Raw genomic sequence first — 13088 nt, forward strand, 5'->3', positions numbered from 1 at the left:
TAGTTGTGGTGACCTGGGGCAACAATCCTGCAATTACGCCATTCATCACGCTGTTTAATCCGGGGTTGGCGTTCTTGGGTGGTTATGTCTAGACTGGCCGGGTTCTTGTCGGGGTGCCTTGCTATGAGGCTGAGATCGAATAATTTCGGATCCCGTTGAACCTGATCAGGTTAGCGCCTGCGTAGGGAACAAGATTTCTCGTCACCCGGCGAGTCCTCTTGTGCTTCGTCCGGGATATTGTTCGACAATCGAACGCTTCGCGAGATGATGCACAGCACCAGTCCTGGTGCCTCCGTGCCTTTCAGGTTCTGCTCCGACAATCCACTGCCTGGATGCTGTCTGGAGAGCCCGTGATGACCACAAAACTAAAAAATGCGACCCACCTGAGTGAATCGGCCAAGGTCGATCAACAATCGGTGCAGCCCTTTACCCGCTCGCAAAAGATTTATGTCCAGGGCACGCGCCCGGACATCCTGGTGCCGATGCGCGAAATCAGCCTGGACGTCACCCCGACCGACTTCGGCGGTGAAATCAATGCGCCTGTCGTGGTCTACGACACCTCCGGCCCCTATACCGACCCGAACGTCATCATCGACGTGCGCAAAGGCCTCGCCGACGTGCGCTCGCCGTGGATCGAAGCCCGTGGCGACACCGAGCGCCTGCCAGGCCTGAGTTCCAACTTCGGCCAGGAACGCCTGGCCGATGCCGAGCTGACCAAGCTGCGGTTCGCCCACGTCAACAACCCGCGCCGCGCCAAGGCTGGGGCCAACGTCAGCCAGATGCACTACGCGCGCCAAGGCATCATCACCGCCGAGATGGAATACGTCGCCATCCGCGAAAACATGAAGCTGGAAGTGGCCCGCGCGGCCGGCCTGCTGGACCAGCAACACGCCGGCCACAGCTTCGGCGCCAGCGTGCCGAAAATCATCACCCCCGAATTCGTGCGCGAGGAAATCGCCCGCGGTCGCGCGATCATCCCGGCCAACATCAACCACACCGAACTGGAACCGATGATCATCGGCCGTAACTTCCTGGTGAAGATCAACGGCAACATCGGCAACAGTGCCCTGGGATCGTCCATCGAAGAAGAAGTGGCGAAACTGACCTGGGGCATTCGCTGGGGTTCGGACACGGTCATGGACCTGTCCACCGGCAAGCACATTCACGAAACCCGTGAGTGGATCATCCGCAACTCGCCAGTCCCAATCGGCACCGTGCCGATCTACCAGGCCCTGGAAAAAGTCGGCGGCGCCGCCGAAGACCTGACCTGGGAGCTGTTCCGCGACACGTTGATCGAGCAGGCCGAGCAGGGCGTCGACTACTTCACCATCCACGCCGGCGTGTTGCTGCGCTATGTGCCGCTGACCGCCAAGCGCGTGACCGGCATTGTTTCCCGTGGTGGTTCGATCATGGCCAAGTGGTGCCTGGCGCATCACAAGGAAAACTTCCTCTACACCCATTTCGAAGACATCTGCGAAATCATGAAGGCCTACGACGTCAGCTTCTCGCTGGGCGATGGCCTGCGTCCGGGCTCGATTGCCGACGCCAACGACGCTGCACAATTCGGTGAGCTGGAAACCCTCGGCGAGCTGACCAAGATCGCCTGGAAACACGACGTGCAGTGCATGATCGAAGGCCCGGGCCACGTGCCGATGCAGTTGATCAAGGAGAACATGGACAAGCAGCTGGAGTGCTGCGACGAGGCGCCGTTCTACACCCTCGGCCCGCTGACCACCGACATCGCCCCGGGTTACGACCACATCACCTCGGGCATCGGTGCCGCAATGATCGGCTGGTTCGGTTGCGCCATGCTCTGCTACGTCACGCCCAAGGAGCACCTGGGCCTGCCGAACAAGGATGACGTGAAGACCGGGATCATCACCTACAAGATCGCCGCCCACGCCGCCGACCTTGCGAAGGGCCATCCGGGCGCGCAGATCCGCGACAACGCCTTGAGCAAAGCACGGTTCGAGTTCCGCTGGGAAGACCAGTTCAACCTCGGCCTGGACCCGGACACCGCCCGCTCGTACCACGATGAAACCCTGCCGAAGGACTCGGCCAAGGTCGCGCATTTCTGCTCGATGTGCGGGCCGAAATTCTGCTCGATGAAGATCACCCAGGAAGTCCGCGAGTATGCGGCCAACCAACGGATCGAAGCGGTGGACGTGGACGTCGCCCAAGGCCTGGCCGAACAGGCCGAGCGCTTCAAGCAGGAAGGCAGCCAGCTGTACAAGAAGGTTTGATCTGACCCGAAGGGTCGGGGCCTGAGAGGGCCCCATCGCGGGCAAGCCCGCTCCCACAGGATTTATGCAGTCCATGTGGGAGCGGGCTTGCCCGCGATAGCGGTCAACACAACAAAAAATGTCCCTCTGAGATAACACCCTTGAGCATTCAACCCAGCACTTACTCCCCCGATATCGCGGTGCCGACTGACCAGCGCGTCTTCGGCGGCCGTGATCTGTTCTCCCTGTGGTTTTCCCTCGGCATCGGCCTGATGGTCCTGCAGACCGGCGCCTTGCTTGCGCCGGGCCTGGGCCTGTCGGGTTCGTTGCTGGCGATTTTCCTCGGCACCCTGGTCGGCGTGCTGCTGCTGGCGGCCGTCGGCGTGATCGGCAGCGATACTGGCCTGTCGTCAATGGCCGCGCTCAAGTTGACTCTGGGCAGCAAGGGCGCAAGCCTGCCGGCGCTGCTCAACCTGCTGCAGTTGATCGGTTGGGGCTCGTTCGAGATCATCGTCATGCGCGATGCCGCCAGCCTGCTGGGCGCCCGCGGATTCAGCGAGGGCAGCCTGATGGCCAGCCCGCTGATGTGGACCCTGTTCTTCGGCGCCCTGGCGACCCTGCTGGCGGTGAGCGGCCCCCTGACGTTCGTGCGGCAGATCCTGCGCAAGTGGGGCATCTGGCTGTTGCTGGCAGCGTGCATCTGGCTGACCTGGAACCTGTTTGCCAAGGCTGACCTGGCTGCGTTGTGGGCCCAGGCCGGTGACGGTTCGATGCCGTTCGCCGTGGGCTTCGACATTGCGATCGCCATGCCCCTGTCCTGGCTGCCGCTGATTGCGGACTACTCGCGGTTCGGCAAGCGCGCGAAAAATGTCTTCGGCGGCACAGCGCTGGGCTTTTTCATCGGTAACTTCTGGCTGATGAGCCTGGGCGTGGCCTACACCCTGGCGTTTGCCCCCAGCGGTGACGTGAATGCCTTGCTGTTGGCGCTGGCCGGTGCCGGCCTGGGGATTCCGCTGCTGTTGATCCTGCTCGACGAGTCGGAAAACGCCTTTGCCGATATTCACTCGGCGGCAGTGTCCAGCGCGACCCTGTCACGGCTCAAGGTCGAGCACCTGGCCCTGGCCATCGGTGTGATCTGCACCCTGATCGCGCTGCTGGCGCCACTGGCCCAGTACCAGAACTTCCTGCTGCTGATCGGCTCGGTGTTCGCGCCGTTGTTCGGCGTGGTGCTGGTGGATCACTTCATCCTGCGCAAGCGCGGTGCCCAGGCGACCTGCGCGGCGTTGCGCGGGTCGGCCCTGTGCGCCTGGTTGGGCGGGGTGGTTACCTATCACTTGCTGGCCAATTTTTATCCCGAGCTGGGCGCAACCCTGCCGGCGTTGATCCTGGCAGGGCTGTTGCAGCTGGTGCTGGGCCGCATCGTTACTTTCGGGCGGGAAACAGCTCGGGCTTGAGGATGCCACCCAGGCGCGAATAAGGAATCTTCAACTCGACGTGGCCCAGGGCGTAAGGCGCAATGGTGTTCACGTCGTACTTGAGCATCACCCCGGCGGTGGTCAGGGCAACGTTGGGGGTTTGCTTGAACGGCCAGGCCTTGAGGAATTGCGCTTCCTGATCCAGGCGGGTGCTGATCAGCCAGCTGTTGTGCGCCACCTGGGCGGCTTTCCAGAATGCCTGTTCCTCGCCCGGCTTGAGCATATCGGCCAGGGTCAGCACCTTGTGCTCCTGGCGCGAGTAGTTGATGAAGCCGCGTCCCGGCTTGCCAGTGGCAGTGCCGTTGTCCAGATAGCTGGACAGCTCGATGATCACCAGTCCGTCATGCTGCTCGCGTACCTTGGCCTGCAAGTAGCTGCTGTTGCGCGGGGCGGCATCGCGCAGGAACTGCTCGCGATAGGCCGCCAGCGAAACCGGCAGTGGTGCATCGGCGGCGGTGGGGGTCATTTGCAGCAGGCGTCGTTCGATGATGCCATCCAGTTGCGGTTCGCCGGGGAAGCGCACGAGATCGATGTTGACCAGCGGGCATTCGGCACCGGTGCAGCCGGGCTTGATAGTCTCTGCGGTGTCGCGCAGGGTTTCCAGCGGCGCCTTGTAGCTAGGCTCGAACAGGCTTTGGCAGGCGCCCAGGGTCAGGGCGATACAGGCCACGGAGGCGATTTTCAAAAGTGACATGGGCGTCCTTCATGGATCAAGGGTAGGCAAAAAGTTACCGGCTTCGACTGCCAGCGGGGCGGTCAGTTCGCCACTAAGCTCAATAGTGTCAATTAGAGTAGGTTTGCCCCCCTGCCGTCTATCCCGGCAACTGCAAAGGGGCTGCATCAAAGGTGGCGAGCGCGTTAGGATGGCGCGAAGTCGAGGTTGGAGCCTCGTAGCGGATCTGCAGTAGACGAGGATTGTGATGACTGACTTTACCAATGCCACCCCGACTGTCGTCGACGTCGTGCGCACCGAGAACTGCCACAAGGGCTTCTACCAGCTCGACCGGGTACACCTGCGCCATGAGCTGTTTGCCGGTGGCATGAGCCGGGAAATCAATCGCGAACTGTTCGTGCGCCACGATGCAGTCTGCGTCCTGCCCTACGATCCGCAGCACGACCGGGTGGTGTTGATCGAACAATTTCGCGTGGGGGCCCTGGGCAAGACCGACAACCCGTGGTTGATCGAGCTGGTCGCCGGTCTGATCGACAAGGACGAACAACCGGAAGAAGTTGCTCACCGTGAAGCGCAGGAGGAAGCTGGGCTTGAGTTCACGGCGTTGTGGCCGATGCTCAACTATTTTCCGTCGCCTGGCGGTAGCACTGAATACGTGCACCTGTACCTGGGGCGGTGTGACAGTACGGGGGCTGGCGGCCTGCATGGGTTGCTGGAGGAAGCAGAAGATATTCGCGTCACGGTCTGGGACTTTGAAGATGCCCTGCAGGCCGTGCGTGATGGGCGGATTTCCAACGCGGCGAGCATTATTGCCTTGCAATGGCTGGCTTTGAACCGCGTTGAAGTGAGGGGGCTATGGTCGTAAACAAACAGCGCGACCGCTATCGGGTCGACCTGGTGGGGCTGCAAAGCGCCTGCGAGGCCAACTATGCCCGCTTGCTGCGGCTGCTGCCGGACATGCGCAATACGCCGGCGGCGCGGCGCATCGCCATGACCCAGGGCGACCAGATGCTCGGGGTGCTGACCCTCGAGGTCCTGCTGACCTGTCCCTACACCACCACCCTGCGTGTGCGCCAGGAACACAGCCTGCCCTGGCTGCCGGTGCCGCAGCTGGAGGTGCAGGTCTATCACGATGCGCGCATGGCCGAAGTGGTCAGCGCCGAACATGCGCGGCGCTTTCGCGGCATCTATCCTTACCCCAATGCCTTCATGCACCAGCCTGACGAAAAGTCCCAGCTCAACGTCTTCCTCGGCGAATGGCTGAGCCATTGCCTGGCGTGCGGGCACGAATACGAAGTGGTGCGTTAAGCGGCAGATGTGAACTGTGTCCGGTTCACGGCTTTCCTCTTTTACCCATGCCCCAGCATAATTGCGCCACTTATCCACCTGCGTGATCGCGCCTTGGGAGAACGCCTTGCCGAGCGTATCGACTCTGACCGCCAACGACCCGGTCCTGCTGGTGCAGCTTTCCGACAGCCATCTGTTCGCCGAGGCTGACCGCACGCTGCTGGGCATGAACACTCGCGACAGCCTGTCGACGGTGATCGAACTGGTGCGGGTGCAACAGCCCCGGGTGGACCTGGTGATTGCCACGGGCGACCTGTCCCAGGACGGCACCTTGGCCTCCTATCAGCTGTTTCGCCGCTTGAGCGAGCAGATCGACGCGCCTGCCCGCTGGATTCCGGGCAACCACGACGAACCGCAGGTCATGGCCCAGGCGGCCGTGCAGAGTTCGCTGCTGGAACCGTTGCTGGACATCGGCAACTGGCGGATCACCTTGCTCGACTCCGCCGTGCCGGGTTCGGTGCCGGGCTACCTGCAGGACGATCAACTGCAATTGCTCGCCCGCGCCCTGAGCGAGGCGCCCGAACGTCATCATCTGGTGTGTTTCCATCATCACCCGGTGCCCATTGGCTGTCCGTGGATGGAGCCGATCGGCTTGCGTAACCCTGAAGCGCTGTTTGCCGTGCTCGACCGCTTTCCCCAGGTGCGCGCCGTGTTATGGGGGCATGTGCATCAGGAAATCGACCAACTGCGCAACGGCGTGCGGTTGCTGGCATCGCCTTCGACCTGTATCCAGTTCGAACCCGGCAGCGAAGATTTTCGGGTCGATACCCTGGCGCCAGGCTACCGCTGGCTGCGCCTGTTGCCCGATGGGCGGTTGGAAACCGGAGTGGAGCGGGTCATTGGATTCGATTTCACGGTCGATTACGGTTCTGAAGGTTACTGAGCAGAAACACCGCTTCACGGCGATCGCGAGCAGGGATTACACCGACCCAGGAAACAAATGTGGCAGCGAGCCTGCTCGCGATATGCCCGACTCCCTGTAAACTGCGCTTTCTTTTGCCGACCGCCAGGGAGCTCAAATGTCCGGTTCGATCCTCTACATCCACGGCTTCAACAGCGCGCCTGCGTCGAAAAAGGCCAGCCAGTTGATCGGAGTGATGGAGCGTCTGGGGCTGGCTGACCAATTGCGCGTTCCGGCCCTGCATCATCACCCGCGTGAGGCCATCGGTCAGTTACAGCAGGCGATTGCCGAGCTGGGACGGCCACTGCTGGTCGGCAGCTCACTCGGCGGCTACTATGCCACTCACTTGGCCGAGCTCCATGGCCTCAAGGCCCTGCTGGTCAACCCTGCCGTCAGTCCGCACCGGATGTTCGACGGCTACCTGGGGACGCAGCAAAACCTGTATACCGAACAGACCTGGGAATTGACCCACGACCACATCACGGCCCTGGCCGAGCTGGAAGTGCCGGCGCCCCAGGACCCACGGCGCTACCAGGTGTGGCTGCAGACCGGCGACGAAACGCTGGACTATCGCCTCGCCCAACAGTATTACCGAGCCTGTGCGTTGCGCATCCAGGCCGGCGGCGACCATAGTTTCCAGGGATTTGCCGGACAGATGCCGGCCCTGTTGAGTTTTGCCGGCATTGGCGCAGATGTGTACCAGGCGATCGATTTCACAGCACTGTGAACCCTTGCCCCTATTTTCATGAACGACTGACGACGAGACCCCATGGCCACTCCCAGCGCTAGCTCTTATAACGCAGACGCCATCGAAGTCCTCTCGGGCCTCGACCCGGTGCGTAAACGCCCCGGCATGTACACCGACACCAGTCGGCCGAACCACCTTGCCCAGGAAGTCATCGACAACAGTGTCGACGAAGCCTTGGCCGGGCACGCCAAATCGGTCCAGGTCATCCTCCACGCCGACCACTCGCTGGAAGTCAGCGATGATGGCCGCGGCATGCCGGTGGATATCCACCCGGAAGAGGGCGTCTCGGGCGTCGAGCTGATCCTCACCAAACTGCACGCCGGCGGTAAGTTCTCCAACAAGAACTACCAGTTCTCCGGTGGTTTGCACGGGGTCGGCATTTCGGTGGTCAACGCCCTGTCGACCGAGGTCCGGGTGCGGGTCAAGCGTGACGGCAACGAATACCAGATGACTTTCGCCGACGGTTACAAAAAAACCGAGCTGGAAGTGGTCGGCAGTGTCGGCAAGCGCAACACCGGTACCAGCGTGTTCTTTGCCCCGGATCCGAAGTATTTCGATTCGCCGAAATTCTCCATCAGCCGCCTCAAGCACGTGCTCAAGGCCAAGGCCGTGTTGTGCCCGGGGCTGTTGGTCAGTTTTGAAGACAAGGCCACCGGCGAAAAAGTCGAGTGGCACTACGAAGACGGCCTGCGTTCCTACCTGGTGGACGCGGTCAGTGAGTTCGAGCGCCTGCCGGACGAGCCGTTCTGCGGCAGCCTGGCTGGTAATAAGGAAGCGGTCGACTGGGCGCTGCTGTGGTTGCCCGAAGGCGGCGACAGCGTGCAGGAAAGCTACGTCAACCTGATCCCCACGGCGCAGGGCGGTACCCACGTCAACGGTCTGCGTCAGGGCCTGCTCGATGCGATGCGCGAGTTCTGCGAGTTCCGTAGCCTGTTGCCCCGTGGGGTGAAACTGGCGCCGGAAGACGTCTGGGAGCGCATCGCGTTCGTCCTGTCGATGAAAATGCAGGAGCCGCAATTCTCCGGCCAGACCAAGGAACGCCTGTCGTCCCGCGAGGCGGCGGCGTTTGTGTCCGGGGTGGTCAAGGACGCGTTCAGCCTGTGGCTCAACGCCAACCCGGAAACCGGCATGCTCCTGGCGGAGCTGGCGATCAACAACGCCGGCCGTCGCCTCAAGGCCAGCAAGAAAGTCGAGCGCAAACGCATTACCTCGGGGCCGGCCCTGCCGGGTAAGCTCGCCGACTGCGCCGGGCAGGACCCGATGCGCTCCGAGCTGTTCCTGGTGGAAGGTGATTCCGCCGGCGGCTCGGCCAAGCAGGCGCGGGACAAAGAGTTCCAGGCGATCCTGCCGCTGCGCGGCAAGATCCTCAATACCTGGGAAGTGGACGGCAGCGAAGTGCTGGCCAGCCAGGAAGTGCACAACATCGCCGTCGCCATTGGTGTCGATCCGGGCGCGGCGGACATGAGCCAACTGCGCTACGGCAAGATCTGCATCCTCGCCGACGCCGACTCCGACGGTCTGCACATCGCCACCTTGCTCTGCGCCTTGTTCGTCCAGCATTTCCGCCCGCTGGTGGATGCCGGTCACGTCTACGTGGCGATGCCGCCGCTGTACCGGATCGACCTGGGCAAGGAAATCTACTACGCCCTCGACGAAGCCGAGCGCGATGGCATTCTCGACCGCCTGGTGGCCGAGAAGAAACGCGGCAAGCCCCAGGTCACCCGATTTAAAGGCCTGGGTGAAATGAACCCACCGCAACTGCGCGAAACCACCATGGACCCGAACACCCGGCGCCTGGTGCAATTGACCCTGGATGATTTTGCCGCCACCTCGGAAATGATGGACATGCTGCTGGCGAAAAAACGTGCAGGTGATCGCAAGTCCTGGCTGGAGTCCAAGGGCAACCTGGCCGAGGTTCTGGCCTGATGCGGAGCGGTTTTGCCCTCCCGTGGTTGTTGCTGGCAGGGGCTGCGTTCGCGCAGCCGGCGCCTGAGCTGACGATGCTGTCCGAGCATGCCGTGCAAGGCATGCACGGCGGTAATCTGTCGGGTCTGGCGCAATGCGGCAATGAACTGTGGACGGTTTCCGATCGCGACGATGGGCAGATCTACCGTCTCGCCACCGGCGAGGGTGTCTGGCAGGCCGAAGCGGTGCCCGTCGACGTGCCGCCGGTGCCTGACAGCGGCTTGCCCTGGGGGCTGAAGTCGCGTACCTGGGCGTCGTCGATCGTGCGCGGTGGTAACTTCGATTTCGAGGGCATCAGCTGCGACAAGGCCGGCAATCGCTACATCGTCAGCGAGGCCCATGCAGCGGTGTTGCGGGTGCCGCCGACGGGCGCCGCGCAATGGCTGAAGATTTCCCCGATGCTGGTGCGCGAAGCGCGGGCCAGTGGCATGTTGCTGCACTTCAATGCGCTGTTTGAAGGCCTGGCTGTCGACCCTGAGGGCAACCAGCTGTGGCTGGCGGCCGAGCGTGAGCGACGTGGGCTGTTGCGGCTCAAGCGGCAACAAACCGTGTGGGACTGCGACGGTGCCTGCGTGCTGCTCAGCGAAGCCGGCACACAGATGCAACCGGCGCAGTTTCCCCATGCCCGGCCGGTGTCCCGGGACTTCGCCGACCTGGCGTGGTTCGACGGCAAGCTCTTTACCCTGGAGCGCAACGCCTATGAAATCTGCCGCCGTGACGCGGTGACGGCCCAGGTCGAGCGTTGCTGGTCGTATGCCGCCGATGCCTTGCAGGCGCCGCGGCGTTATCCGCAAGCCTACGGCCTGGCCGAGGCGCTGGTGATCGACGCCTCAGGTGCCTGGATCGGCATCGACAACAACAACGGCGCCCGGGCTGACGGCGAAGTCCGCCCGATCGTCTGGCGCTTCGCTGCGCCGCAGGGTGGCTGGAGCGCCAAGTCATGAGTCAGCAGGCGCCGGGAAAACGCGCCGGCCGGGTGCTGCTGGTGCTCGCCTGGTGTGCCGGGCTGTTCCTGGCAACGCGGTTTTTCGGCGACTGGGAACAGCGCCAGGAAAATCCCAACACCCAGGTCAGTTCGCAGCAGGGTGAGGGGTTTATCGAGGTGAAGCTGGTGGGTAATGGCCAGGGACACTTCGTTGCCGATGGCCAGATCAACGGTCAGCCGGTGAACTTCATGCTCGATACTGGGGCCACCGATGTGTCGATCCCGGCCGGCCTGGCCCAACGGCTGAATCTGGAAAAAGGTGCCGCGGTCACCCTGAGCACGGCCAATGGCCGCAGCCAGGGCTACCGGACCCGACTGCAACAATTGAAACTGGGCGACATTGTCTTGCATGACGTGCGCGCCCTGGTGGCGCCAGGCTTGAGCGGCGATCAAGTGCTGCTGGGCATGAGCGCCCTGAAACAACTCGAATTTACCCAGCGCGGTGGCACCTTGCTGCTGCGCCAGACCACGAAATGATGAGGCCCGCATGAGCGACTCCCTGGATCTCAGCCTGGACGGCGTAGAACGCCGCTCACTGGCCGACTTCACCGAAAATGCCTACCTCAACTACTCCATGTACGTGATCATGGATCGGGCCCTGCCGCATATCGGCGACGGCCTGAAGCCGGTGCAGCGACGTATTGTCTACGCCATGAGCGAGTTGGGGCTGGACGCTGACTCCAAGCACAAGAAATCCGCGCGTACCGTCGGTGATGTGCTCGGCAAGTTCCACCCGCACGGCGACTCTGCCTGCTACGAGGCCATGGTGCTGATGGCCCAGCCGTTCAGCTACCGCTACACGCTGGTGGACGGCCAGGGTAACTGGGGTGCGCCGGATGATCCGAAATCCTTCGCCGCCATGCGTTACACGGAAGCACGGCTGTCGCGTTACTCCGAAGTATTGCTCAGCGAGCTGGGGCAGGGCACGGCCGACTGGGGGCCGAACTTCGACGGCACCCTCGATGAACCGCTGGTGTTGCCGGCACGCTTGCCGAACATCCTGCTCAACGGCACCACCGGCATCGCCGTGGGCATGGCCACCGACGTCCCGCCGCACAACCTGCGCGAAGTCGCCACGGCGTGCGTGCGCTTGCTCGATGAGCCCAAGGCTACGGTCGAGCAACTGTGCGAGCACATCCAGGGCCCGGACTACCCGACCGAGGCGGAAATCATCACGCCGCGCGCCGACCTGCTGAAAATGTACGAGACCGGCAAGGGCTCGGTGCGCATGCGCGCCGTGTACCACGTCGAAGACGGCGACATCATCGTCACCGCGCTGCCGCACCAGGTTTCCGGGGCCAAGGTGCTGGAGCAGATTGCCGCGATGATGCAGGCCAAGCCGTCCAAGGCCCCGCAGATCGCCGACCTGCGTGATGAGTCCGACCATGAGAACCCGTGCCGGATCGTGATCATTCCTGTCAACAGCCGGGTCGATCATGAAGCCCTGATGCAGCACCTGTTCGCCAGCACGGAGCTGGAGTCCACCTACCGCGTCAACATCAACATCATTGGCCTGGACGGCAAGCCGCAGCTGAAGAACCTTCGCGCGTTGCTGGTCGAGTGGCTGGAGTTCCGGGTGCGCACGGTGCGTCGCCGCCTGCAGTTCCGCCTGGACAAGGTCGAGCGTCGCCTGCACCTGTTGGACGGCTTGTTGATTGCCTACCTCAACCTGGATGAAGTGATCCACATCATCCGCACCGAGGAGCATCCCAAGGCCAAGCTGATCGAACGTTTTGCCCTGAGCGAAATCCAGGCCGACTACATCCTCGACACGCGCCTGCGTCAGTTGGCGCGCCTGGAAGAGATGAAGCTGCGCGACGAGCAGGACGAACTGCTCAAGGAACAGGCCAAGCTGCAAGCCCTGCTGGGCAGCGAAGCCAAGCTCAAGAAGCTGGTACGCACCGAGCTGCTCAAGGATGCCGAGACGTATGGCGACGACCGTCGCTCGCCGATTGTCGAGCGCACCGAAGCCAAGGCGCTGACCGAGCATGATCTGCTGCCGAACGAGAAAGTTACGGTGGTGCTGTCGGAAAAAGGCTGGGTACGCTCGGCCAAGGGCCACGATATCGATGCAACCGGCCTTTCCTACAAGGCCGGGGACGGTTTCAAGACTGCTGCTGCCGGTCGTTCCAACCAGTTTGCGGTGTTCATCGACTCCACCGGACGCAGTTACTCGGTGCCGGCCCACACCCTGCCGTCGGCCCGTGGCCAGGGCGAGCCGTTGACCGGCCGTCTGACTCCGCCACCGGGTGCGACCTTCGAGTGTGTCCTGATGCCAGAGGATGATGGCCTGTACGTGATCGCCTCCGACGCGGGTTACGGCTTCGTGGTCAAGGGCGAGGACCTGCAAGCCAAGAACAAGGCGGGCAAGGCGCTGTTGAGCCTGCCGAACAACGCCAAGGTGATCCTGCCGCGTCCGGTCGCAGACCGTGACGAGAACTGGCTGGCTTCGGTGACGACCGAAGGTCGCCTGCTGATCTTCAAAATCAGCGACCTGCCGCAGCTGGGCAAGGGTAAAGGCAACAAAATCATCGGTATCCCCGGCGAACGTGTAGCTAACCGCGAGGAATATGTCACGGATATCGCGGTGCTGCCGGAAGGCGCGACGCTGGTATTGCAGGCCGGTAAGCGCACACTGTCACTCAAGGCCGATGACCTGGAGCACTACAAGGGTGAGCGTGGACGCCGGGGCAATAAACTGCCGCGGGGCTTCCAGCGGGTCGATGCACTATTGGTAGAAACTCTCAATTAAGCGGTCTAGAGCGCTCGATC

The 13088-nt window shown here is 62.7% G+C and carries 11 protein-coding genes and 1 riboswitch; of the genes, 10 read left to right on the top strand and 1 reads right to left on the bottom strand.

All coding sequences use genetic code 11. The features are described 5' to 3' along the window. Nucleotides 1-99: 99 nt before the first annotated feature. A riboswitch (TPP riboswitch) is annotated at nt 100-205 on the top strand. Between the two features lie 148 nt (nt 206-353). Together thiC and cytX are read left to right on the top strand one after the other, a co-directional pair. After that, nucleotides 354-2243: a phosphomethylpyrimidine synthase ThiC gene (thiC, locus tag QMK50_RS16260; protein WP_095169617.1), complete on the top strand. Its 1890-nt coding sequence runs from the start codon at nt 354-356 to the stop codon at nt 2241-2243. A gap of 140 nt (nt 2244-2383) precedes the next feature. Further along, a complete protein-coding gene (gene cytX, locus QMK50_RS16265) occupies nt 2384-3676 on the top strand; it encodes a putative hydroxymethylpyrimidine transporter CytX (RefSeq protein WP_159993398.1) in 1293 nt (430 codons plus the stop codon). On the opposite strand, the gene QMK50_RS16270 is transcribed toward cytX, so the two are convergent. After that, nucleotides 3645-4391 (bottom strand): RsiV family protein, encoded by a 747-nt coding sequence (locus tag QMK50_RS16270; protein ID WP_159993400.1) that lies wholly within the window; start codon nt 4389-4391, stop codon nt 3645-3647. The genes cytX and QMK50_RS16270 overlap by 32 nt on opposite strands. 226 nt (nt 4392-4617) lie before the next feature. Between QMK50_RS16270 and QMK50_RS16275 the strand changes: the two genes are divergently transcribed. The 8 genes from QMK50_RS16275 to parC all read left to right on the top strand — a co-directional run bounded on the left by QMK50_RS16275 (nt 4618) and on the right by parC (nt 13068). Beyond that, on the top strand, nt 4618-5235 hold the full coding sequence (locus tag QMK50_RS16275; protein ID WP_095169614.1) for an NUDIX domain-containing protein: 618 nt from the start codon (nt 4618-4620) through the stop codon (nt 5233-5235). Next, on the top strand, nt 5226-5678 hold the full coding sequence (locus tag QMK50_RS16280) for a DUF1249 domain-containing protein (protein ID WP_159993402.1): 453 nt from the start codon (nt 5226-5228) through the stop codon (nt 5676-5678). The genes QMK50_RS16275 and QMK50_RS16280 overlap by 10 nt, the downstream gene beginning before the upstream one ends. A 106-nt stretch (nt 5679-5784) precedes the next feature. Continuing rightward, nucleotides 5785-6600 (top strand): 3',5'-cyclic-AMP phosphodiesterase, encoded by an 816-nt coding sequence (cpdA, locus tag QMK50_RS16285; protein ID WP_320333497.1) that lies wholly within the window; start codon nt 5785-5787, stop codon nt 6598-6600. Nucleotides 6601-6736: 136 nt separating this feature from the next. Beyond that, complete coding sequence (locus QMK50_RS16290; protein ID WP_095169611.1) at nt 6737-7345, top strand: YqiA/YcfP family alpha/beta fold hydrolase; 609 nt, start codon at nt 6737-6739, stop codon at nt 7343-7345. Nucleotides 7346-7387: 42 nt separating this feature from the next. Further along, nucleotides 7388-9292, top strand: a complete 1905-nt coding sequence (gene parE, locus QMK50_RS16295; protein ID WP_095169610.1) for a DNA topoisomerase IV subunit B — start codon at nt 7388-7390, stop codon at nt 9290-9292. Then, nucleotides 9292-10275: an esterase-like activity of phytase family protein gene (locus QMK50_RS16300; protein WP_320333498.1), complete on the top strand. Its 984-nt coding sequence runs from the start codon at nt 9292-9294 to the stop codon at nt 10273-10275. Before parE ends, QMK50_RS16300 begins: the two co-directional genes overlap by 1 nt. Continuing rightward, nucleotides 10272-10793 (top strand): TIGR02281 family clan AA aspartic protease, encoded by a 522-nt coding sequence (locus tag QMK50_RS16305; protein ID WP_095169608.1) that lies wholly within the window; start codon nt 10272-10274, stop codon nt 10791-10793. The genes QMK50_RS16300 and QMK50_RS16305 overlap by 4 nt, the downstream gene beginning before the upstream one ends. Before the next feature lie 10 nt (nt 10794-10803). Then, nucleotides 10804-13068, top strand: a complete 2265-nt coding sequence (gene parC, locus QMK50_RS16310; RefSeq protein WP_159993410.1) for a DNA topoisomerase IV subunit A — start codon at nt 10804-10806, stop codon at nt 13066-13068. Nucleotides 13069-13088 lie beyond the last annotated feature (20 nt).

The organism is Pseudomonas sp. P5_152 (genome assembly GCF_033989915.1).
GTDB lineage: Bacteria > Pseudomonadota > Gammaproteobacteria > Pseudomonadales > Pseudomonadaceae > Aquipseudomonas.